This is a genomic window from Acinetobacter sp. BIGb0196 (assembly GCF_011759595.1).
Taxonomy (GTDB): domain Bacteria; phylum Pseudomonadota; class Gammaproteobacteria; order Pseudomonadales; family Moraxellaceae; genus Acinetobacter; species Acinetobacter guillouiae.
Map to the genome: position 1 here is coordinate 1,928,906 of NZ_JAAOZA010000002.1, position 23,906 is coordinate 1,952,811.

General features: G+C 40.9%; 23 protein-coding genes. 16 read left to right on the forward strand and 7 right to left on the reverse strand.

The features are described from left to right. The first annotated feature begins 70 nt into the window (after positions 1 to 70). Positions 71 to 1,057: an AraC family transcriptional regulator gene (locus tag FHR28_RS21620; protein WP_105714281.1), complete on the forward strand. Its 987-nt coding sequence runs from the start codon at positions 71 to 73 to the stop codon at positions 1,055 to 1,057. A 214-nt stretch (positions 1,058 to 1,271) separates the two neighbouring features. On the opposite strand, the gene FHR28_RS21625 is transcribed toward FHR28_RS21620, so the two are convergent. Continuing rightward, positions 1,272 to 1,970, reverse strand: a complete 699-nt coding sequence (locus FHR28_RS21625; protein ID WP_166783605.1) for a DUF1826 domain-containing protein — start codon at positions 1,968 to 1,970, stop codon at positions 1,272 to 1,274. A 598-nt stretch (positions 1,971 to 2,568) separates the two neighbouring features. Here FHR28_RS21625 and FHR28_RS21630 point away from each other — a divergent pair. Genes FHR28_RS21630 through FHR28_RS21650 form a run of 5 tightly spaced genes read left to right on the forward strand, consistent with a single transcriptional unit; the run spans position 2,569 to position 7,481 of the window. Then, positions 2,569 to 3,816 (forward strand): dienelactone hydrolase family protein, encoded by a 1,248-nt coding sequence (locus FHR28_RS21630; RefSeq protein WP_151956978.1) that lies wholly within the window; start codon positions 2,569 to 2,571, stop codon positions 3,814 to 3,816. A 17-nt stretch (positions 3,817 to 3,833) separates the two neighbouring features. Further along, positions 3,834 to 4,625, forward strand: a complete 792-nt coding sequence (locus FHR28_RS21635; RefSeq protein WP_105714284.1) for an SDR family oxidoreductase — start codon at positions 3,834 to 3,836, stop codon at positions 4,623 to 4,625. Positions 4,626 to 4,680: 55 nt separating this feature from the next. Continuing rightward, a complete protein-coding gene (locus FHR28_RS21640) occupies positions 4,681 to 5,919 on the forward strand; it encodes a styrene monooxygenase/indole monooxygenase family protein (protein ID WP_056515442.1) in 1,239 nt (412 codons plus the stop codon). Positions 5,920 to 5,947: 28 nt separating this feature from the next. Continuing rightward, on the forward strand, positions 5,948 to 6,484 hold the full coding sequence (locus tag FHR28_RS21645; RefSeq protein WP_171527387.1) for a flavin reductase family protein: 537 nt from the start codon (positions 5,948 to 5,950) through the stop codon (positions 6,482 to 6,484). 49 nt (positions 6,485 to 6,533) lie between these two features. After that, positions 6,534 to 7,481, forward strand: coding sequence for a SphA family protein (locus FHR28_RS21650; protein WP_004721622.1), 948 nt, complete (start codon positions 6,534 to 6,536; stop codon positions 7,479 to 7,481). A 115-nt stretch (positions 7,482 to 7,596) separates the two neighbouring features. On the opposite strand, the gene FHR28_RS21655 is transcribed toward FHR28_RS21650, so the two are convergent. From FHR28_RS21655 to FHR28_RS21675, 5 genes are all read right to left on the reverse strand, one after another. Continuing rightward, a complete protein-coding gene (locus FHR28_RS21655; RefSeq protein WP_004721620.1) occupies positions 7,597 to 8,655 on the reverse strand; it encodes an AraC family transcriptional regulator in 1,059 nt (352 codons plus the stop codon). 580 nt (positions 8,656 to 9,235) lie between these two features. Next, positions 9,236 to 10,267, reverse strand: a complete 1,032-nt coding sequence (antC, locus tag FHR28_RS21660; protein WP_004721619.1) for an anthranilate 1,2-dioxygenase electron transfer component AntC — start codon at positions 10,265 to 10,267, stop codon at positions 9,236 to 9,238. Positions 10,268 to 10,278: 11 nt separating this feature from the next. Continuing rightward, positions 10,279 to 10,770, reverse strand: a complete 492-nt coding sequence (antB, locus tag FHR28_RS21665) for an anthranilate 1,2-dioxygenase small subunit (RefSeq protein WP_056515392.1) — start codon at positions 10,768 to 10,770, stop codon at positions 10,279 to 10,281. A gap of 2 nt (positions 10,771 to 10,772) precedes the next feature. After that, the gene (gene antA, locus FHR28_RS21670) at positions 10,773 to 12,188 is read right to left on the reverse strand and encodes an anthranilate 1,2-dioxygenase large subunit (RefSeq protein ID WP_056515395.1); all 1,416 of its coding nucleotides are present in this window, start codon (positions 12,186 to 12,188) and stop codon (positions 10,773 to 10,775) included. A gap of 392 nt (positions 12,189 to 12,580) precedes the next feature. After that, complete coding sequence (locus FHR28_RS21675) at positions 12,581 to 12,973, reverse strand: DUF4440 domain-containing protein (RefSeq protein WP_096733761.1); 393 nt, start codon at positions 12,971 to 12,973, stop codon at positions 12,581 to 12,583. 364 nt (positions 12,974 to 13,337) lie between these two features. Here FHR28_RS21675 and FHR28_RS21680 point away from each other — a divergent pair, with 364 nt between their 5' ends. The 4 genes from FHR28_RS21680 (at position 13,338) to FHR28_RS21695 (ending at position 17,960) form a co-directional block, all read left to right on the forward strand. Next, the gene (locus tag FHR28_RS21680; RefSeq protein WP_004721612.1) at positions 13,338 to 14,681 is read left to right on the forward strand and encodes a spinster family MFS transporter; all 1,344 of its coding nucleotides are present in this window, start codon (positions 13,338 to 13,340) and stop codon (positions 14,679 to 14,681) included. A gap of 90 nt (positions 14,682 to 14,771) precedes the next feature. Next, positions 14,772 to 15,773, forward strand: coding sequence for an AraC family transcriptional regulator (locus FHR28_RS21685; protein WP_166783553.1), 1,002 nt, complete (start codon positions 14,772 to 14,774; stop codon positions 15,771 to 15,773). Between the two features lie 83 nt (positions 15,774 to 15,856). After that, positions 15,857 to 16,963: an NAD/NADP-dependent octopine/nopaline dehydrogenase family protein gene (locus tag FHR28_RS21690; protein WP_166783606.1), complete on the forward strand. Its 1,107-nt coding sequence runs from the start codon at positions 15,857 to 15,859 to the stop codon at positions 16,961 to 16,963. 1 nt (position 16,964) lies between these two features. Continuing rightward, positions 16,965 to 17,960, forward strand: a complete 996-nt coding sequence (locus tag FHR28_RS21695) for a 3-hydroxybutyryl-CoA dehydrogenase (RefSeq protein WP_151956972.1) — start codon at positions 16,965 to 16,967, stop codon at positions 17,958 to 17,960. Positions 17,961 to 18,014: 54 nt separating this feature from the next. Here FHR28_RS21695 and FHR28_RS21700 read toward each other — a convergent pair whose 3' ends face one another. Then, positions 18,015 to 18,482 (reverse strand): MarR family winged helix-turn-helix transcriptional regulator, encoded by a 468-nt coding sequence (locus FHR28_RS21700; protein ID WP_004721604.1) that lies wholly within the window; start codon positions 18,480 to 18,482, stop codon positions 18,015 to 18,017. 147 nt (positions 18,483 to 18,629) lie between these two features. Here FHR28_RS21700 and FHR28_RS21705 point away from each other — a divergent pair, with 147 nt between their 5' ends. From FHR28_RS21705 to FHR28_RS21730, 6 genes are all read left to right on the forward strand, one after another. Beyond that, positions 18,630 to 19,742 (forward strand): amidase, encoded by a 1,113-nt coding sequence (locus FHR28_RS21705; RefSeq protein WP_166783554.1) that lies wholly within the window; start codon positions 18,630 to 18,632, stop codon positions 19,740 to 19,742. Between the two features lie 18 nt (positions 19,743 to 19,760). After that, positions 19,761 to 20,927: an acyl-CoA dehydrogenase family protein gene (locus tag FHR28_RS21710; RefSeq protein WP_166783555.1), complete on the forward strand. Its 1,167-nt coding sequence runs from the start codon at positions 19,761 to 19,763 to the stop codon at positions 20,925 to 20,927. A 43-nt stretch (positions 20,928 to 20,970) separates the two neighbouring features. Beyond that, the gene (locus FHR28_RS21715; RefSeq protein WP_166783556.1) at positions 20,971 to 21,498 is read left to right on the forward strand and encodes a nuclear transport factor 2 family protein; all 528 of its coding nucleotides are present in this window, start codon (positions 20,971 to 20,973) and stop codon (positions 21,496 to 21,498) included. A 30-nt stretch (positions 21,499 to 21,528) separates the two neighbouring features. Continuing rightward, positions 21,529 to 22,806, forward strand: a complete 1,278-nt coding sequence (locus FHR28_RS21720) for an aromatic ring-hydroxylating oxygenase subunit alpha (RefSeq protein WP_166783557.1) — start codon at positions 21,529 to 21,531, stop codon at positions 22,804 to 22,806. A 10-nt stretch (positions 22,807 to 22,816) separates the two neighbouring features. Continuing rightward, entirely contained in the window at positions 22,817 to 23,302 is a 486-nt protein-coding gene (locus tag FHR28_RS21725) for an aromatic-ring-hydroxylating dioxygenase subunit beta (RefSeq protein ID WP_004721595.1), read from the forward strand. Positions 23,303 to 23,314: 12 nt separating this feature from the next. Next, the coding region (locus tag FHR28_RS21730) for an SDR family NAD(P)-dependent oxidoreductase (protein ID WP_166783558.1) at positions 23,315 to 23,906 on the forward strand (592 nt) is incomplete at its 3' end.

Here is a 23,906-nt window from a genome sequence, read left to right on the forward strand (position 1 = left end):
TTTTAAGTAAAGGAATTGGCACGTAATTTGCCCCTTAACAAGTATTGAGCGTTAGCTAGGTGAAAAGAATATGTTATCACTAAGCCAAGAGATGGATCTAAATCACTATTCCCGTCAGGCAGAATTTGCACACAGTTTAATGTCCTCAATATGTGGGGAGCATCACTTAGATACATGCGGTCGAAATGTCTTGGATTTTCATTATGAAGGGATTCGATTACCCCACAAGCGTATGGCGATCGGTAAGATCAGCTATGGTGCAAATGTACTCATTAACACGTCTAATTTAAGGGCATATAGTATTAGCTTACCGATTCAAGGTAAGCAGACTTTAGCAATCAATGGCACCAATTATATTTCCAGTGCTGATAAAGGGCTAATTTTATCTAATGCAGATTTGCAGGATTTAGCGATTGATAAAGATTGTAAAAAATATCAAGTGGTTATTCCTGAAAAAAGTATGCAGAAGGTGTTAGGCGAATTACTACGTCGGTCTGTTGAAGAGCCCGTGGTTTTCAATCCTGAAATGAGTTTGAAGATTGATCAGGGTATCGGGATGTGGTGGCAAAATATTGATCATTTTTTGTTGTTGCGATCTCAATACAAAAGTATGCAGGGCTTACAACTTTGGTCAGAGGATTATGAAAATTTCCTGATTAAAGCTTTATTACTCTCGCAAGAAAATAATTATTCAAGCTTGTTAAGATCCTTATCTGATCAACAAGCGCCAGAATACTTACGTAAGGTATGCGACTATATTCAGAAGTATGCCCATGAGGAGATTCGTGCAGAAGATTTGCTAAGATTAGCTGGCGTATCAAAGTCTAAATTATATGCTGAATTTCAACAGTATTATGGAACAAGTCCTTTGACTTTTTTACGTAGATATCGTTTACAACAAGTTTATAAGACCTTAAGTACCTCTATGGATAAAAATATTTCCATTTCAAAATTAGCTTTTGATTGGGGATTTAATCACTTGGGCCGTTTTTCGCATGAATATCGTGAAGAATTTGGAGAGAATCCAAGTGAAACTAAGAATCGAGTAAAAATATAATCTATTAATTCATTCGCGCTTTTAACCCGATTCTTTCCAAAATGGGAAAGCGTTAATAAACCACTTTAGTCTCTTGCTTAATGTGCGAGTCGTTGATTATTTTAAAATGGAATTACACAGCATTATTTACAAGCGCGTGCTTTGATCATTCTTTTTAGACTTGTCATATCGAGAGGCAATTTTTCTCTACTTATTAGCTGTATTAGGTCATGATCTAACAAATTAATAACAACCTATACTCGCCATCCTTTTCAACGGGCGCTCGATGAACGCAAGGTAAAACCTGTTGTGTTGGATAATCTACCGCTAAGCGCCAAAGATGTCCTGAGCCTAAATTTACAGGTTCTGAGTTGGGTTTCGGCTGGTAATGCAGATCAAAAAAATACTCTTGCAGAAAGGTTTCAAATTCTGCTTCAGGACCGTCATGTAATGCTTTAAGCTTTTCCCTGATTTCTGGGATCAAAATTTTTTGTTCCACTTGATCATTGGAGATGATGTCACTGGCAGCGCCATGATAGGTACATAAAAAAGTATCTGTTTCAATGGGTGAACGATCAACATGATACGAATATACATCTGTAGAAATGAAATCCAGATCTTGATCCCGTTCATAATTTTTAAGTAAATTCAGTGAAGGCGAAGCGCCGAAATCAGTTAATAGTTGTATATCGTTTAAGATGATGTCCCTTGCCAGAATACCTTTTTCTGAAAGTTGTAGTGCTAAAAGATCTTCAGTGGAAACTTCGGTAATATTTTCTTTTAATTCAAGTTTAGACACAATTTCTTTAAAATCACCCAGCAAATCTCTGTTCCAACAAATGGCATTTATCTCGCCTTGAAATGTCGTATTTACAAGTTCAGAAAAAGTCGTTACTACACGAACTTGATTGTTGTCAGAAAATGCAGGGTGCATATTAGAATTTAATAAATCAGAAACCATGTCTAATATATTCACTCAGCTTGGTAGAATCAGCTTTATAGAAGTTGGGACGAATCGCACAGAAGCGTGCATTACATGTAGCGTTAGACATAGCTTACTGAACAACAGGGTATTGTTGCAATGTATTGCTAAGTGAGATGGACTTTAACAATGGCTTTTATTGAGAACTTTTGCAAAATTGCAGATTTACTTATTTAACTATGGCTTATTGATGTGGTGAGCAAAATCTTGTTTAAGATAATCTTGTTCAGAATAGTAGATGACAAGATATTTATAAAAAGTGGCAATCAGCTTCTATCATAAGTCCTTATTAAAACCATAATTCAACATAAAAGCCCTCTCATCCTCGCCTCAGCCCAAAGGCAATTTCAATATCAAAACGATTCGCTCAATATGCTCATTTTTTGATTTATGAAAAAGATCTAATGATTTCTAAAATAAATTTTATGCATTGAATTTTCATCTTTCACAGTATTCCGCACTGATTGGATAATCCTCGCAGATTTTGGACAGACGTTAAATACCTTTCACAGACATGATAACGCTAACAGTTAGGTCTGGAGTGGATGAAATGTCAGGTCAATATATTGAAGTAAAAACACAAACAGGGAAGTCATTTGCTGGGTATTTGGCAATTGCAGAGGGCGGAAAAGGGCCTGGGATTGTACTGTGTCAGGAAATTTTTGGTGTGAATGCAGCAATGCGTATCAAGGCTGATTTTTTGGCTGAGGAAGGCTATACCGTATTGGTTCCAGATTTATTCTGGCGTACTGCACCCCGCATTGAACTGGGTTATACCGAGCAAGATTTTCAAAAAGCCTTCGAGCTTTATCAACACTATGATGAAGATCAAGGTGTCGAAGATATTCAAGATAGCTTGAATTTTCTCAAAACTTTGGAGAGTTGTGATGCCACTGCAGGCTTAGGTGTCGTGGGATATTGTCTGGGTGGAAAACTGGCGTATCTGGCAGGTTGTCGTATTTCTGAAGTGGCCTGTGCTGTGGGTTATTACGGGGTAGGAATCGAGAAGACACTCGATGAACTTGAAAATGCCAAAGGGCGAGTAGTTTTACATATTGCTGAATTAGACAAGTTTACACCGCCAGAGGCACGCCAAAAGATTCTGGATGCTGCCGCCCAATATAGCAATGTTCAGGCTTATGTCTATGAGGGTGTAGATCATGCCTTTGCCCGACCAAATAGCGAACATTATCACAAACCTTCCGCACGTTTTGCTCATGAACGCAGTATTACCGCACTGCATCAAAGTATCGGACCAGTTTATGATTTGGTTGCACTTTGGGAGGCGCATATCCGTTATGAATTTGATACACGCAATGTACCTGCCACTATGGCAACCATGGTGGCGCAACCCTATGTCAATCATATTCCAACATTGACAGGTGGTGTGGGATATAGCCAACTTGCCCGCTTCTATCAATACCACTTCGTTCATCAAAATCCAAAAGATATGAAGATCACGTCGATCTCACGCACTGTTGGTTCAACACAGGTGGTGGATGAATTCATTATGAGTTTTACCCATGACAGTGAAATTGACTGGTTACTGCCGGGAGTCGCGCCAACAGGGAAGTATGTTGAGATTCCTATGCTGGGTGTGATTCAGTTCCGTGGCCCAAAACTCTGCCATGAACATATCTACTGGGATCAGGCATCCGTTCTAGTTCAAATTGGATTACTCAATCCTAAAGGGCTACCCGTTGCTGGTGTAGAAACTGCTCAAAAACTACTGGATGAAGATTTGCCATCCAATACCCTCATGCCGTCTTGGTCAAGCAGCGAAGGCAAATCGTTTTAACTATCTAGGAGTGGAATATGGATATTCAATTGAATCAGAAAATCGCTGTGGTCAGTGGCGGCGCAACCCTGATTGGTCAGGCCGTAGTTCAAGCATTGGTCGATGCAGGTGCAAAAGTCATTATTCTGGATATTGACCAACAAGGACAGCAAGTGGCAGATGCCATGCACGGGCAGGCGCAATTTATTCAAACTGATTTAAGCAGTGATGTGGCGATTGTAAACGCAGTGAAAACAATTCACGACAGCTTTGGCAAAGTTGATTATTTGGTCAATCTGGCCTGTACCTATCTGGATGATGGCTTTAAATCCTCACGTGAAGACTGGTTACAAGCATTGAATATTAATCTGCTTTCAGCCGTCGAACTGACCCGTGCGTTTTATGAGGATTTAAAAACCAAGCATGGTGCGATTGTCAATTTCACCTCGATCTCCGCCAAATTTGCACAAACAGGACGTTGGCTTTATCCCGTTTCAAAAGCAGCGATGCGACAACTCACCCAGTCCATGGCGATGGATTTTGCAGCAGATGGGGTGCGGGTTAATTCGGTATCACCTGGTTGGACATGGTCACGGGTGATTGCCGATGTCAGTGGCAATAACCGAAGCAAAGCTGATGCCGTAGCAGCTGACTACCATTTACTGGGACGTCTAGGTCATCCCGAAGAGGTGGCCAATGTGGTGCTGTTTTTACTCTCGCCAGCCGCAAGTTTTGTGACAGGCGCAGACTATGCCGTCGATGGTGGTTACTCCGTCATGGGGCCTGAAGGGAATCAACCAGCTATTCCACGTTTAGCCGATGAAGCGTGATAGCAAATCAAACATTTAAAACACTCAATGAATTAAAAAATATGGGAGAACCATGATGCGTCGTATAGCTATAGTAGGAGCGGGTCAATCTGGATTGCAGCTCGGTTTAGGATTATTAGACACAGGTTATGAGGTGACGATTGTCACCAACCGTACTGGTGATGAAATTCGTCAGGGCAAGGTCATGTCGAGTCAGTGTATGTTTCACACGGCCTTGCAAACAGAGCGTGATGTTGGACTTAATTTTTGGGAAGAGCAATGTCCAGCGGTTGAAGGGATTGGATTTACACTGGTCAACCCAGAAACAAAACAGCCTGCCTTTGCATGGAGTGCGCGATTGGAGCGTTATGCACAATCGGTAGATCAGCGCGTCAAGATGCCGTACTGGATGGAAATGTTTGAGCGTCGTGGTGGTCAGTTGATTATTCAAGATGTTGGAATAGATGAACTGGAACAGCTCACTGCTGAATATGAGCTGGTCTTACTGGCCGCAGGTAAGGGGGAAGTGGTTAAACAGTTCGAGCGTGATGAAGCGCGTAGTTGCTTTGATAAGCCACAACGCGCGCTTGCTTTGACCTATGTAACAGGTATGAAGCAAATGTCGCCGTATTCTCGTGTGACTTTTAACGTGATTCCAGAAGTGGGTGAATATTTCTGTTTTCCTGCGCTTACAGTTACAGGTGCTTGTGAAATTATGGTGTTTGAAGGCATTCCCGGTGGGCCGATGGATTGCTGGCAAGATGCGAAAACACCAGAACAGCATTTGCAAATGAGTAAAGATATTTTAAACAAATATGTGCCTTGGGAAGCAGCACGTTGTGAAAATATTGAATTAACCGACGCTGGTGGCTATCTGTCTGGACGTTTTCCACCGGGAGTGCGTAAACCGATATTAACCCTGCCATCTGGTCGTAAAGTTTTTGGTATGGCCGATGCATTAGTGGTGAACGACCCAATCACGGGGCAAGGTTCAAACAATGCCGCCAAGTGTAGCAAAATTTATTTCGATGCCATTTTAGCGCATGACAATCAAACATTTACAGATGAATGGATGCAACAGACATTTGAACGTTATTGGGCATATGCCGAAAAAGTCGTGGCTTGGACCAACAGTTTATTGTTGCCACCACAACCGCACATGATTGAGCTTTTGGCGGCGGCTGAGCAGAACCATGCCATTGCTTCGAGTATTGCCAATAATTTTGATAATCCACGCAATTTTGCTCCATGGTGGTTTGATCCAGAACAGGCGCAACGTTTTATCGAATCGAAAAGCTGTCAAAAAGTGGCTTAATAGGGAAGCAAAGTCAAAGGTGAATGGTATGAATATCAACACATTGCAGGAACTGGATTTAAAACCAATTGATACGGAAAATCCAAGAGAAATCCGCAACCTGTTAGGGCAGTTTGCTACAGGGGTTACGGTGATTACAACCCGTGGACGAGATGGACGAAAAATTGGGATGACAGCCAACTCGTTTTCTTCACTATCACTCGATCCGCCGCTGATTTTATGGAGTTTGTCAAAGACTGCACCAAGTTTATTGGATTTTACTGAGGCCGAATATTTTGCGATTCATATGCTGGCACAAGAACATCACTCACTTTCAGGGCATTTTGCCCGTGGTTCAGAGGATAAGTTTGCCAACATTGCACATCGTGAGTGTGAGCGCGGTTTACCGTTACTAGAAGATGTATTGGCAACATTGGTATGTAAAAACGTAAATCAATATGAAGGGGGGGATCATCTGATTTTTATTGGTCAGATTGAACATTATCAACATCGTATTGGTGAGCCTCTGGTGTTTCATGCGGGCAAGTATCGTATTGCTGCAGCGCATCCAGAACTGAGTATTTAACAGCAACAATCACGATCAATTTTGATCGTGATTTTTTCGGGGATCGAAAATGAAAAATAATGTGATCAAAAGAGGTTTTCTTGCTGGAACAGTGGTCTTAACAGCGGTTGCAGCACAGGCATATGACTTGCCGACAGTGAATCTGGGCATGACCAGTTTTCTGGATGGTGGACTGCCTGCTGGGCCGGGGTGGTATTCTCAAACGTATCTGCAAAATTATGATTCGAACAAGTTAAAAGACAATCAAGCTCATCGGTTAGCTTTACCCAAGACCGACTTAAATTATCAAGTCATTGTTGAACAAGTTAGTTATCTGTCCGATGTGCGTGTAGGTGAACACGCATCGTTAGGATTGAATGTGCTGATTCCATTTGTCAGTAAAATGGATATGGATGATGGTTTAAATAATGCCGCGATTAAAGCCCAAGGGGGTTTTGGTGATCTGATGATTGGGCCATTTATCCAGTTTGACCCAGTCATGGGCAAAGATGGGCCCAAATTCGTACAACGTTTTGAATTTCAGGTCAATTTACCGACAGGGAAATATGATCAGAATAAAAATATTAATCCGGGCAATAATGCCGTCTCATTTGATCCATACTGGGCAGCAACTTATTGGTTTAATCCAAAGTGGACGGTTTCTACACGTCTGCACTATTTGTACAATTTTAAAAATGATGATCCAAATTATAGCTTCGGTCTTGCAGATGATATTCAGGCAGGGCAAGCGATCCATGCCAATTTTGCAACCGACTATGCGCTTACACCACAATTACGCTTAGGGATCAATGGTTACTGGCTCAAGCAAATTACTGACACGGAAGTAGAGGGTGAAAAATTAACAGGCACACGTGAACAAGTGTGGGCGATTGGACCGGGGGCGATGTATAGCTTTTCTAAACATGATCATATCGTGACAAATGCCTATTTTGAACAGGATGCAAAAAATCGTCCTGAAGGAACTCGTTTGCAATTACGCTATATTCATCACTTCTGATTTGAAACGCTATGGCAACATACTGACAGATATACTTGACCTATTTAGATACGTCTAAATAGGTTTTTTAATTATTTATAATGAATAAAATCTCTAACTAAATCTCATCGGTTGTTTAAGAATATGGCTTAAACCTAAGATCTTGCTGTTCAAGGGTGCTACGGCGTGTACAAGAGGGTAATTCACCATAACGACGTTTATATTCCTGAGAAAAACGTCCAAGATGACTAAAGCCCCATTTAAACGCGACATCTGTGACTGAGACATGCTCATTTTGTAGGAGTTCCATATGCGCTTGTTCAAAACGCAACTCTTTTAAATATGACATTGGAGTAGTGTTTAAAAAGCTTTTAAATCCTGCAAACAAGGTACGTACGCTTACGCCTGCCTGTTCAGCCAATTGTTCAATGGTTAAATTTGCGTGTAGATTTTCACGCATATAGGCTTCGGTACGTTTGACAAAATAAGGTGAAATGGCTTTTTCTCGGTACTGATCGATTTGATGCAATAAGCTGTTGGCTTGGCCGTAAATCAGGGCATTAAATAGACTCGATTCAAACTGCTTAAATGCCATTGGGTGATGCAAAGGATGCTGTTCACAAGCAAGCGCATCCATCAATGTACGCATCAATTGGAAAAAATAAGCACCACCTTGGGTAGAAAGATCAAGCTTGGGTTCAAAAATAGGAGGGTGCTGCTGTGCATCTGGAAGATGCTGGCGACAGTGCTGTAAAAGGTCATCTTTATCAATTTTGAGAATCAGTTGTGGGGAGTTGGCATGCCAGCGCATTTTTAGCGATTGTTCGGGTGAGATTAGAGAGGCAACTTGCGGATAAGAAATAAATTTTTGTTGATTCATTTCAATTTCTGCATATCCCTGTGTTGGAATTTGAATCAGATAAAATTTTTCTAAATGGTCAGGTTCAATATAGACATCGGCACTGTATTCAAGACGACTGATGGATAATCGTCCTGCTTTAAGATGGTGCATGGATGAGTGAAAATCGTTTTGTTGTTGTACGATTTTTAATAGATGCGGTTTGAAGATTTGCCCAACACTTTTGCAGGTTTCGCCCAAGTCTTGATGCTGAAAGACTAAGTTTTGCGATGAAAAAATGGGGCATTGCTGTAAATGACGTCCATTGAATTCCATAGTAGGATCGACCTGACTCATAAATATTCCTTTTGGCTGGCTTGTTTATTACAGCTAATCTTTATGTCACATGATGACCTGATTAAAATGCACTAAACAATACTTAAAACTTTAAGTGGCTGGCAGTGATATAAAGAGTTAAGCAAAAAATAGACCAAGTAAAATACCTCGATACAACATATTTTTAGTCTAGTTTGGCGTGATCAAATCAATAAAAACGTTATGGTATTTTTAAAAAAATAAAGGATAGCGTTGATCATGCTTTGTACTCTTTATATGATCCTATTCCTTAAGATCTATCTCTATGTATAGCAAATCTGACTAAAATGATCAATTTATTTTTGGTTGTTTTTATTGGTTTAACTTATTGAATAATATAATTATATTAAAAATCCTCATATTATTGCAAATATCAGGATATCACAAAACTGAAATATTCAGGCCACGTAGAAAAAATATTCAAATTCCATCAATAAATCATTCTAGGATCTCGCTATTTAATAAGTTTTGTTGCCCAATTAAGATTCGAATCATTTTGAGCTTAACCCTGCTGTGAGTTGGTGTCATATCTTAAGATATGACACGCATTTTGTTGTTAAAACTAAGTTCTAACCGTATTGCTCTGTAAGAATTTCTCACTGTAAATCGAACAATCTTCGATAGATTGCTCATCTAGCCAAGATTTAACGGCTTCGATCATCGGTGGCGGGCCACATAAGTACATATCAAAGCGCTGTTGTTGAAGTTGTTGTTTATCCAGATGTTGATGGATATAGCCTGATTTTCCTTGCCATAGTTCTGAGGCGCTTGAAATGATCGGATGATAACTAAAGTCTTTGATCTTTTCTGCATAGGCGATCAAACGCTTTTGTTCACATAGATCGGCTTCTGTATTGACACCATAATAGAGTTGCACTGAGGGTTGATTTGGTTGATCGGCAATATTATCGAGCATACCTAAAAAAGCCGATAAACCTGTACCACCTGCAATAAAGATCAGAGGGCGTTCAGCTTCACGTAGATAAAAACTACCTAAAGGCGCTTCCATCATCAGGCTTTGTCCAATCTGACAACGTTCTCTGAGATAATTACTCATTACACCATCTGGCAGCAGACGAATTAAAAACTGAAGTTGATTGTTGGCATTGGGACGATTGGCAAATGAATAAGAACGCCAATCGTCAGTCTCTGGAATTTGTAAACGTGCATATTGACCTGGTAAAAAATTCAGTTCCTTGTCAAAACTACTGGCATCCAGATGCAAGATCGCGGTGGTTTCTGAAACCAATTCAACAGCAGTAACCACCGTGGTGATTTTTAAAGCCTCACCCGCATTACAGATTTCGGAACTATGATCGAAATAAAAAGCGGCATTAGACTTAACCCGTGTCTGGCAAGCCAGCATTTTACGTTCAGCCAAATCACGTTCGCTTAATGCATCCTCATCAACATATTCTTGTTCATAAATACCCGTTTCACATTTCCCCTGACAGGTTCCACAAACACCTTCACGGCAATCGAGCGGGAGGTGGATTCCTTGACGAACCGCTGCGTCCAACAGCAATTCGTCTTCCTGTACTGCGATAAAAAATGTTCTACCATCGGCAAAGTTGAGTGCAACAGAATGACTCATTGTATTTCTCCTTAGACGTGATAGAAATCGAGAACCGAATCTATCTTGTCATTAAGCAATACGCTGTGTTGACGACGAATACGGAAACTATCTTCAGTTGGACGGAGCAAATAAGTGGCATGACCATAAAAGCATCCTTCAAGGCCCTGACGATTATAAAGCGTGCGCCAACTTACCTTTGCCTCAACCAAACCATCTTCTTGAGTCTTTACTTGTACATTGTGAATATTATGTTGAGTGCGCGGTAAAGGCGTTGCAGAAGCTGCTTTTCCAGTACGGATACGGAACACACGATCTTCAAGTCCTGAACGATCGGGGTAATAAATATAGGACAAGCCTTGATTGGGATCTTGAACGTAGTGATGGTCATCAATCCATTGCGGGATATGATATTCACTATCTTCATCATAGAGTTCAAGGTAAGCATCCCAATCATAGCGATCACACAGTTCCGCCTTTTTATAAAGGAATTGAGACACTGCAAAATGAAGTTCTAGAGACATGGTTACACCTCATCCGTAACAGATTGATTTAAAAAAGTGACTTCTTGCATCTTAAGTGCTTTTTTATTGAGTCCATTGAGGAGCAGGCGTTGCCAGTGACCATGCTGGTTGACATATAGCCCTTCATGAGTAAATTCACGCCCTGTGATCACGGGTTCAATACCAAGATCTTGTGAATTTTGTGATGGGCCATAATTCCATTGATGATAACCGCGTGAGATATCACTCCAGCGTTCTAAACGGCCCTGAAAGCCTTTTTGTTGTTCGCGGAATTCCACCAGATCATCTGGTGTACCCAATCCTGATACATTGAAAAAGTCTTCAAACTGACGAATACGGTTACGACGTGCCTCCGCTGATTCACCTTTGACACCAATACATTGGCTGATGACTTCGGTTTTATTCCATGCCACAGGACGGACAATACGCAGTTGTGAACTGATCTGATCCATAAAGAACAGGCTTGGATAAAGGTTGAGGTTACGTAAACGGTGCATGGCCCATTTAGCGCGCTTTTCCCCAAACCTTTCCAGCAGATAAGGCATCACCACATCATAACCAGGACGTACCGCTGGATTTGGCATATCACTAAACAGCACACTATGTCCATTTTTAAAGCTAAACCAACCATCATCCGTTTCGGCATCACCCGCACCTAATTTACTATAATCAAGTGTGTCAAGTTCACTGCCATTGGCTGCGTTAACTTGCTGGCGATGTTGAACGGTGGAAACATAGTTATAATGCACGGTACTAACATGATAGCCATCCAGACCATTTTCATTTTGTAGTTTCCAGTTACCTGCAAAAGTATAAGCAGATTTACCTTGTAATACTTCAAGCTCACCTGTTGGTGATTGATCAACCATCAAGTCAAGGAACACTTTAGTATCACCTAAAAAGTCTTCCAGTGAATCTGTGGCCTGAGTATCCAGACTGACAAAAACAAATCCACGATAGCTGGCGATACGGCCTTGTTTTAAACCACGGCTGGATTTATCAAAATCTTCACAATATTCGTTTGGCGCTTTGACTTTAACCAAACGCCCATCGGACTTATAACACCAAGCATGAAACGGGCAGGTGAATACAGACTGATTGCCTTTAGCCACACGGGTCAAGGTTGCACCACGATGCTCACAGGCATTGACCATGGCATGTAGTTCGCCTTTACCATCACGGCTGATAATGATCGGTTGTCGGCCAATCTGTACTGTAATGAAATCATTGTTATTGGCAATTTCACTTTCATGGCAAGCGTAAATCCAGACTTTTTCAAAAATGAGTTCCATTTCGAGATCAAACAGTTCTGGTTCGGTAAACATATCGCGAGCAATCCGATAAACACCATCATTTGGTCGAAAATCGATACAGCTGTGTACAAAATTTTGCCATTCGGCGAGGTTACGTGCAGTCATGGGCTCTTCCTCTGTCCAATCAGTCCTTTGTTTGATTGAACCGCGATTTAAAGAAGGGCTCTATCCAGATTTTCCATGTGTTTATCCACTTTATGCAGATTAAATGCTTGGATACATTTTTGTTGAGGAGATTGCGATAGGATTGTTGAATCAGTTTTATAAATCAAAGCATGTACACTTTTGAAATGAATAATATTTTTGAATTGAACTTCGCCGTAATTTTGTTTTTTAAGTAAAATTTTAATGATGGGGATGAAAATGGACAAAGTGTTTGCCAAAACGGGGGGAGGCTAAGCTTTAAGTCGCAACTCAATCATTTATATTCTAAATTGATATCTTATTGAACTTAAAGCGTTGCATTGGAAAATGAAGTTATTATGACTTACAGCTATTTAAGGTAAAAAAGTCTCCTGTAAGTAACTCCATAGCATTTTTCCTTGAATTTCTTCAATCAGCGCACAAGAACGTCGAACTAGAATTCCTGATTCCTTGGTGTGTTTTTCAGTATAGGTGAGAACAATGCTTTGTTCACTTTGCATCAAAATTTGTTCATCATAAATTTCGATCTTTAGATCTGGCATCTTGCCCTGATTATTGCTAAACAGCCCTTTGACATCGGCCAAGGAAAAACGCTTTCCAGCTGCACCGACCATCTCAAAATGATCGGAAAAATATTCAATAAGTAGGGGAAGATCTTGTTCTGTATGTTTCCCGTTAAAAATACGTTCAATCAGTACGTGCATGCTATGTATACTTTCAATTGCATCTTGTTTTGACAGTGGCATATCCATTTCCTATGAGAGGTGTATTTTTTATATTATGTAAAAATAAATGTAAAATTCAATATTATTTTAAAATTAAATTTTTAACGTATGTTTCAAGATCGCTCCCAAAAATAATTTCCAATTTAAAAAACATAGCATCTTATTGATATCTATTATTTTAAATAAAATGAATTTGTTTGAGTCGAACATTGTGACGCAAAAGGTATAACTATATACTTAAAATAACATGGAAAATTCCATGTAAAAATAACTATAGTAGGCTAAGCTTTTCTTTATGAAGGTGGATAGGAAATGGATATTTCCTCGAATACGCGACGTCTTCTTAAAGATACCAATCATAAAAATGCATGGACAAGGAAGAAAAATGGATACTCATTCACCAGAGTCAACAGGCTCTCATTCAAATACATATGCATGGTATGTTGTTTCGCTGTGCATGTTGGCTTATATCTTTTCATTTATAGATCGGCAAATATTGGCACTGATGATTGAACCAATTAAGGCCGATCTAGGATTGTCAGATACCCAATTTAGTCTATTACATGGTCTCGCCTTTTCGTTGTTTTACGCCTTTATGGGGTTGCCACTGGCCTATTTGGCAGATCGATTTTCTCGACCAAAAATTATTGCAGTCGGGGTGGTGTTTTGGAGCATTGCAACTGCATTCTGTGGCTTAAGTAAAAACTTTATTCAACTGTTTTTAAGCCGTATGGGTGTTGGGGTGGGCGAAGCTGCTTTATCTCCTGCCGCGTATTCAATGTTTAGTGATATGTTTAGCAAGGACAAATTAGGTCGTGCTGTTGCAGTATATTCAATTGGTTCATTTGTCGGTGGAGGGATTGCTTTTCTGGTCGGCGGTTATGTGATTGGCTTGCTTAAAAATATGGACACCATTCAGGTTCCTTTATTTGGTGCATTAAGAGCATGGCAAGCAGCATTTATTATCGTAGGCTTACCTGGAGTGTTTATTGGCTTACTGGTGTTACTTACGGTGAGAGAACCGCAACGCAAAGGTCAGCGTTTAAATGCACAAGGTCAAGTTGAAAAGACCAATATGAAAGATGCGTTTAAGTTTATCAAAAAACATAGTCGTACTTTTACTTGCCATTATTTAGGTTTTACTTTTTATGCAATGGCGCTGTATTGCTTGATTAGTTGGTCACCAGCATTTTACATGCGTAAGTTTGGCCTTACACCGACAGAAGCAGGCTATATGCTAGGCACGGTGTTATTGGTGGCAAATATTCTTGGCGTATTCTGTGCAGGCTGGCTCAATGACTGGTTTATTCAAAAAGGACGTAAGGACGCGCCAATGATTACCGGTGTGATCGGAATCGTAGGATTAATTTTACCAATTATGGTCTTTACCCAAGTCAATGAGCTGTGGCTTTCTGTGGTATTTCTGGTCCCTGCCATGTTTTTTGCCTCTTTCCCAATGCCAATTTCAACCACAGCAATGCAAATGCTGGCACCGAATCAGTTGCGTGCACAAATCTCAGCTGTATTTTTGCTGATCAGTAATTTGGTTGCGGTTGGGATCGGTACCACGTTGGTGGCATTGATTACAGATAAAATCTTTGAAAATCCACTGATGGTGGGGATGTCTTTGTCTATCGTGGGTACGATTTCATGTGTGTTGGCATTTATCTTATTGAAAAAGGGCTGTAAGGCATTTAGCGCCAGTATGCAGCAGGAACATGCCTCTTAATCCAATGGTGTTCTCAATCAGTCACAGCGCCCATTCTTTGTAATGGGCTTTGTGACTTGTTTGGCCAATCCATAATCAGGGAGTGAAAGAATGGAACAGTTTTTCAAATTGGATTATCTAAATGAGCTGCTGTTGTTTAAATCGGATGATTATCAAACCATTAAAGATCAGGTCAGCTATTATTTAAGCCCTCATCGTTTTGAGGTGGAAGTGCGTGAACCGTTAAATACCCGTTTAAATGGCTTTCGCTTTGGTAATTGTGCCTTGTACGATCTTAAATATAGTGCCCCTGTGATAATCACCATTGATGAGGTTTCTGATTTTTATTTATTTCGATTGACACTGGAAGGTCAATGTAAAGTCGGTATAGAAGACCAACAGGTGCTACAGTCAGTCGGGATTATGTCGATTACGCATCCGCATACTCAACAGCAAATCCAGACCAATCAGCATTGCCGAAATATTATTTTAAAACTTGCTCAACATGATGTAGAAACCCAATTGTTTAAAATGTTGGGGCATACCAGTCATGAACCGGTTGTCTTTGATATGAGCCTGTCCTGTACCGAAGAAGGCATAGACTCGATTATTGAAACCCTCAATTATTTGTGCCATGCCTATTATCATATTCAAAATTGGAGCTTTATCTCTGCGAGTTTTACCCAGTATTTAATTGAACTGATTTTATTGAAGATCCCAAATAACTATAGTGCCCAGCTTAATTTGCAAAGACAGCATATTTTGCCTGGCTATCTAAAAAAAGCACAAAAATATATTCAGAATCATTTAGAACAACCGATTTCATTAGCAGATTTAAGCCAGTGTTGTGAGGTGTCGATCCGCACATTGCAAAAAGGCTTTAGCCAGTATTTACAACAAACCCCAGTTGAGTATATCCGTGATCAGCGACTTGAACGGGTACATCTGGCTTTGCAGCATGCTCAAACCAATGAAACAGTGACGGATATTGTGTTGCGTCACGGCTTCCAAAGTTTAGGGCATTTTTCTACGCTGTATAAAAAACGCTATGGGTGTTTACCTTCTAAAACTTTAAAAATGAGTCCTGTTCAAATGAGTACAATGCTTTCGTAAACTGAACACGTGTTGCGTGTTTGGATAAGCGAGCAGGTTATTGCACTTCTATGATGAATTGAAATAAATCAGGAAGATCAATGATGAAAATTACAGTTTTAGGTGGCGGTCATGGATGTTATGCAGCTGCGGCAGAAATGGCTGAAAAAGGGCATGAGGTGCTGTTATGGCGCCGTGATTCAGATGCTTTGCAACAACTTGCTGCCACTGGGCAATTAAAGATTAAAGATTATCAAGGCGATCGTACTGTGACGGTGGGTTTTGAAAAGAGTCAGATTAATTTGTCTGATAATTTGCAAAGCGCCATTGAACATGCTGAGTTGATTATTATTCCATTACCTGCGACCACACATGATGATTTAGCCCATCAAGCAGCGCCATTTTTTAAAGCTGGGCAAGTGGTGTACTTACCACCAGCGACATTTGGTAGTTTTATCTTTGCCAAGGCGATGCAACAAGCAGGTAACACTGCGCAAGTGGCATTTGCAGAAACGGGAACTTTGCCTTATTTGGTGCGTAAACATGGGGTGAATCAAATTGTGATTAGTGGTTATGCGACCCGTTTACCCACAGGCGTATTTCCAAGTGTATTGTCACAACATGCATTTCACGTGCTTAAGCAGGCATATCCTAGCGTTGAACCCGTTGAAGACAGCTTAAGTGGTGCATTGATGAATGCTGGACCAATTATTCATCCACCTTTAATTTTGATGAATGCGGGTCCACTTGAACATTTTGAAGCGTGGGATATTCATAACGAAGGTACTCAACCCTCAATTCGTCGTGTCACTAATCAACTCGATGCGGAACGAATGCAAGTACGTGAAGCATTGGGATATGCCGCACCACATTTTCCTTTGGCGGATCATTATAATCATGAAGGTGAGGGTGATGAATGGATGTATGGACGTGGGGCACATGGAAAATTAACCGACAGCGGTGACTGGCGTGAGGATATCGACTTAGATTCACATCGCTATATGTTAGAAGACACTCGTTTAGGATTATCTTTTTTAGTTTCTGTGGGACGTTGGGCCGGTGTTGCAACCCCTGTTGCTGAAGGATTGTTGAATATCGCGTCAGCGGTCACGGGTAAGGATTTATATCAACAAGGACGTACTTTTGAGCGTTTAGGTCTGGCGGATAAAAGCCCAGCAGAACTTCAAGCGATTTTGCAACAAGGAGTCTAAAATGCAGATGATCGAAAAAATTGCGGTGCTTGGCGCTGGACGTATGGGCAAAGCCATTGCGATTGCATTTGCCTATGCAGGACTAAACGTTGATTTGATTGATGCAAAACAACGTAGTGAAGCTGAATTTGAACAATATCAAACTCAAATTCGTGCTGATTTACAGCAAGAGTTACAGTTGCTTGAGAAAATTCAGTTTATTCAAGCAGACCAGCAAGTTTTTGTTTTGGATAAGATTGCGATTTTATCTAAACAGGCTGCTACAGGCATATTGCCAAGCTGTGCGTTGATCCTTGAGGCTGTACCAGAAGTAAAACAAGCTAAACAAGAAATTTTTGCTTGGCTGGATCAATATCTTTCACAGCAGTGTATTGTGGCTTCGACCACATCGACATTTTTAGTGACGGATATTGCGCAAATGATTTCGCATCCTGAGCGAGTGGTCAATGCACACTGGCTAAATCCTGCTTATCTCATGCCTTTGGTGGAGTTAAGCCGTTCTGACCAGACCTCAAATGAGGTGCTGACTCAGCTTAAGCATTTCCTACAGGTGATTGGTAAGGTACCTGTGGTTTGTAATGCCAAGGCGGGCTATATCGTGCCAAGGATTCAGGCCTTGGCAATGAATGAAGCGGCACGTATGGTTGAAGATGGAGTCGCTTCGGCAGAAGATATTGATATTGCTATTCGTACCGGTTTTGGTTTGCGTTTTTCTGTTTTAGGCTTATTGGAGTTTATTGATTGGGGCGGTGGCGATATTTTGTATTATGCCTCGCAATATTTGCAAAAAGAGCTGGGTGAACGTTTTCGTACACCTGAAATTATTGCGGAAAATATGCGGCAGCAGCGTAATGGCCTTCGTGAAAAGCAGGGCTTTTATAATTATGCGGATGTGGATATTCATCAATATAAACAAGATGTCTTACGAACCTTTTCAGATCGAATTGAAAAAAGTAAGCTAAAACCACCGTTTAATATTTTACAGTCCACAACGTGATGAACCGAACAATTCGCCCATTGCATTCAGCTAATGGGCGTTTATTTACAGCTTTTAGCTTGATGGCATCAAATTGAATAGCTTTTTCAACTGTGCGTTTAACTGATGTAATTCCTCATCTTCAAAGGCATTTAAAATCCCAGATAAAGTCACTTGGCTGATTTGATTGATCTGCTCCACTAGTTCTTTGCCTTTGTCTGTGAGCTTGACCATCGAAATACGTTCATCAGACTCTGACGAAAAAACCTGCACAATATCATCTTCAACCAAGCGATAAATGGCTTTGGTTGCTGTGGTCAATTTAAGGGTAGAGAGGTTGGCAATTTCGGTAATACTGGCTTGTTGCAAAGCATTGGTGCTTAAAATGATTTTACGACGTGTATTGTCGATACCTAGTTTTTTTATTGACTTTTCAATAAGTTGTGTATATTTACCATTCACTTGAGAAATCCAAAAGAAAGGATAGCTTTGTAAACTGCTAGGTTCATTATTAGGTAGAAATTGTTCTAAATGAGTAAGCATAGCAAAGTGATAACTTTATAAAGATGAATATTCATCATTATACAAAAATTAAAGAAAAAATCTTTGCTCTTTCTGATAAAAACATCTTGACAATTACATTACTTTTTCCGATATTGGTATTAAGTACAAAAATACATGGAAAAGTGAATGAATATTGTTGTACAAGACGTACAAATAGGGCGCGGTGCTTTAAAAGTCATGGTGAAAGATTCCATTGATATTCAAGGTCTAAAGACCATGATCGGGAGCAAAGCCTTGATGGATAAGCCTTCTGCAACAAAAAATGCAGAAGTGGTAGAGCGTATTTTGGCAGCGGATTGCCAAATTACCGCAAAAACCAATCTACATGAGTTGGCTTTTGGGATTACCGGGATCAATCCTGTTTTTGGCACTGCAATCAATCCTCAATATCCTGATCTAATTCCAGGTGGTTCATCGAGTGGGTCTGCTGCTGCCGTAGCCGCGGGACTGGCTGATTTCACTTTAGGTACCGATACTGGTGGTTCAATTCGTATGCCTGCGGCATGTTGTGGGGTGTATGGTTTTAAACCGACATTCAATCGCGTCAGTCGTCAAGGGATACATCCGGCCATGAGTTCGTTGGATTGCGTGGGACCATTTGCCGCTTCGGTTGCAATGATTGAAACCGCGATGCAGATAATTGATCCAAGTTTCCATGCTTTGGAAAAATTAGCGCATACGCCGAAACTGGCTTGGCTTGAGGTAAATGCGAACCCAACGGTATTGAACTGTATTCAGCAATTTCTTGCTCAGGCGAATCTGTCAGCTACACCAGTGAAATCTGAATGGTTTGAACCTGCTTATGATGCAGGGATGCGGATCATTAATTATGAAAATTGGCAGGCGTATGGCGAGTTAACCAAAACCGGTTTATTGGGTGACGATATCCATGCTCGCTTGCTCAAATCTGCGCAAACCACTGTGCAACAAGTAAAAGAGGCGCAAGCGGTCAAAGCACAATTTATCAATGAAATTGATGGCTTATTGGAAAAATATGATGCTGTGTTACTGCCAACCCTTCCGGAAATCCCACCCAAATTAATCGATGCAGAACATATGGTTGCACTGTTGAACTTAACTTCATTGGTGCGTCCATTCAATTTATCTGGTCATCCTGCAATTTCAATACCGCTCAAAACCAGTGAAGGGCAACCAGTGGGTTTACAAATCGTGGCAAAACGAAATTCGGATGAGCTGGTGTGTGCAATTGCGAAATATATCGTGGATGCATCGCAATAAATGACAAGGAGTTGGGTAATGAATAATTTATCGACAAAGGAATTTGTAATGGACACAACAATAACGGAATTAGAAGCACTCTGTCAGGAGATTCGAGAACGTGCTTGTACAGGCGAGTTTGATAACCAAGCGTATGTGAGTCAAGACATCATCGATAAGTTAAAGCAGATTGGTGTCTATCGTGCATTGGTACCGAAACGTTTTGGCGGCAATGAATGGTCACCTCAACAATTTTGTGAGTTGATTGAACGTTTGTCTAAAGCAGATGGTTCAGTGGGCTGGGTTGCGAGTTTTGGGATGAGCCCTGCTTATTTGGGTAGCCTGCCTGAAGCAACGCTTGAAGAATTATATAAAGAGAGCCCAGATATTGTATTTGCAGCAGGTATTTTTCCACCGCAACCCGCAGATTTAAGAGCTGATGGCGTGGTGGTGAAAGGTCGATGGAAATTTTCCAGCGGTTGTATGGGGGCCGATATTATTGGAGTGGGGATTAGTCCACAGGTCAATAACACCACACAAGGTCTCCCACGTTTAGCAATTATCCCAGCAAAACAAGCACAAATCGAAATGACTTGGGATACAGTCGGCTTAAAGGGAACAGGCAGTCATGATCTACTAGTCGATAATGTCTTTGTTAACAATGACTGGACCTTTATTCGTGGTGAACCGTCTAAACTTTCGGAACCATTTTTTAAATATCCATCACTGTCATTGGCAACACAGGTGTTAACTGTGGTCGGGATCGGTGTTGCAGCAGCAGCGTTGGAAGAATTCCAAAAGTTAGCGCCTGGCAAATCATCTATCACAGGTGGTGCTGAAATTGCCAGTCGCCCAGTCACTCAATATGAATTTGCCCAAGTCGAAGCTGAGTTTAAAGCAGCGCGTGTTTGGTTCTACGACACTATGCAAATCGTTTGGAATGAGATTATTGCAGGTGCTACGCCAACGCCAGAACAGATCAGTGAGATGCGTTTGTCTTGTACCCATGTTGCTCGAGTTTGCGCACGTGTGACGCGCAAAATTCAAATGCTGGCGGGCATGACTGCAATTTATACCCATAACCCATTTAGCCGTTTTGTGAATGATACCAATGTGGTGACTCAGCATGCCTTTATGGGCGATGCCACTTTACAAAATGCCGCTTTGGTGAGCTTTGGTATGCAGCCAGCACCTGGTTATTTATAAGCCGAATTTAAATAATCACGAGATGTCCAAGGATGAATATGACATGAATAGCCAGATGGATTTGACCGTTATCCTACAACGCTTAGAGCAGCTCGAAGCACAAAACGCGATTCGTAATTGTATTCATCGTTATATGGAAATTTGTGATGAATTAAATGCCAAGACTGACCTCAATGAATTAATGGATTTATTTGATCAGGACAGTATTTGGGAAGGGATTGGTGAGAAATATGCGCAATCTTTTGGTCGCTATGCTTCATGGCAAGCCATTTTTGACATGTTTAAAAGCTATACCCAAGCCGAATCACATTTTGTGATGAATGCGCATTTTGTCAGCTCAGAACAAATTTATATTGCAGGCGATCAGGCCAATGCAAGCTGGTTGATGTTGCAAACCTCGACCTTTCTCAATGGAGATAGCCATTTAAATGCCGCAAAACTCCGCGTGAAATTTAAACAGCAAACCGATGGTCTATGGAAGATCAAACATTTTCAGACTGAAAATATTTTTAGTCGCCCCGTGTCTCACTGGAACAGTACAGCGATATTGCCAGTACCGTCTCAGCAATAAGTTATGGATAAATTGAAAAGGATAATGGATATGAACAGTATTATTCCAATGCAGAATATTAATATTGATTACAGCGAGTTAGTTCAAAGTGATCGTGCGCATACCTCTTTATATAAAGATGCGCGTGTCTTTGATGATGAAATGGAAAAGATTTATTACAGCACTTGGGTTTGGGTGGCACATGCCAGCGAAATTCCAGATGGTGGTAGCTATAAAACCATTAATATTGGTAAGCAACCTGTGGTCGTTGTACGTGACCGTAAGAAAAAAGTCCATGTATTGCTCAATCGTTGCCGCCATCGTGCAGCAACGGTATGTGAACATAAAAAAGGCAAAACCAACAGTTTTGTTTGCCCATATCACGGATGGAGCTATGCACTGGATGGTTCATTACGTGGTGTACCTTCACCTGAAAGTTATGGTGAATGTCTGGATAAATCAGAGTTTCCATTGATTAGCCTACGTGTTGAAGAATACAACGGTATGATTTTCGCCACCTTTAAAGATGATATTGAACCTTTAGAGGATTTCTTAGGTGCAGCGAAAAAATGGATTGATTTGTTTATGAAACAAGGCGCAGGTTATCCAATTAAAGTATTGGGTGAACATCGTTTCCGTTTCCCAGGCAACTGGAAAATTCAACTGGAAAACACCACCGATGCCTATCATTTCCCGCTGGTACATAAGTCATTCTTAAGTTCAGTTGATGAGAAGACTGAAGAATTATTTAATTTTGAAAATCAACCTGGCTATGTTGAAGATTTAGGCAATGGGCACAGTGTCATGGTGATGATTCCTGAGCTGGTGGATTTAGATGAAGAGTTGATGGAACGCCCAATTCAGGAACGTTTTGAAGAGCTTGCTCAAGCGTTACGTGATGAAGGACATGAAGAACTTGAAGTACGCCGTATTGTACGTGCTGTGGGTGGTTCTGGTTTTAACTTAAACCTGTTCCCAAACATTGCCTGTTCAATGGCCTTTTTCCGTGTCATGCAACCGATTTCAGTCAATGAAACTGAAATTCATCATTCCGTGATCACGATGGATGGTGGTCCACAGATTGCCAATCAATATCGCTTACGTCTACATGAACATTTCCAAGGTCCATTTGGTTTTGGTACACCTGATGACTCAGAAGCGTGGGAACGTGTGCAACATGGTGCCAATGCTGGTCATGATTTATGGATCATGTTGAACCGTGGTTTACCCGGTGAAGTAAAAACTGAAGATGGCTTAAAGAGTGATGTCAGTGCAGAAACTGGAATGCGCGCTGCTTATCAGCAGTGGAAAAAGATGATGACGGCTTAAGGAGAGTAGCATGAACATGAATTTGCAATTATTAAATGAAGTGACTGCTTTTGTTTGGGCTGAAGCTGACATGTTAGATCACAGTGAATACCGTGAATGGCTCAATCTATGGAATGAAAAAGGCGTGTATATCATTCCGATTGATCCGACACTCAAGGATTATGAAAATAATTTGAACTATGCCTATGACAACAATCATATGCGTACATTACGGGTAGAACGTTTGGAAAATGGTGAAGCGATTTCGACTGCACCCAAAGCCAATACCGTCCGTAGCGTGTCACGTATCCGTGTCGTAAAAGATGAGGATGGTGAAATCATTTTACGCTGTGCACAAAACCTTCGTGAATTCCGTAAGGAAAGCTTGAAACATTACACCGCAGATGTGATTTTTCATTTGGTTCGTGATCCAGAACAAGGCTTTAAGATCAATCGTAAAATTATCAACTTAGTCAACTCGACCGATACTTTGGCGGGTATCAGTTACATCCTCTAGGAGCGCAAAAAAATGAAACAGGTTGTTTTAGTCACGGGAGCAGCATCTGGTTTAGGGAATGTGATCGCCGAATATTTTGCAGCACAGGGGCATCAAGTGATTGTCTCTGCCAGCAGCTTAGAAAAGGCTGAAAATGCCAAAGCTCGTAGTCCTAATGCGGAGAATATGTTTGCGTTAAAACTGGATATTTCAGTTGAGCAAGATTTTCATGCCGCAGTGCAGTGGATTCAACAAAAATTCAGCAAATTGGATGTGTTGATTAATAATGCGACGGTCACTAAGGCAACTCCTGTTTTAGAGATTACTGCAGCTGACTTTGACTGGATCACCCAAGTGAATCAGCGAGGAACCTTTCAAGCGTGTCAGATTATTGGCAAATATATGGCAGATCAAGGCTATGGCCGTATCGTCAATATGGCTTCATTGGCAGGGCAAAATGGAGGTACTGCAACAGGAGCACACTATGCTGCAACCAAAGGTGCAATTGTAACTTTGACCAAAATCTTTGCCAAAGAGTTTGCTGCTAAAGGTGTGACTGTGAACGCCGTAGCACCTGGGCCAATGGAATCACCGATTGTACACAGTGTGGTATCTGACGAGAAAA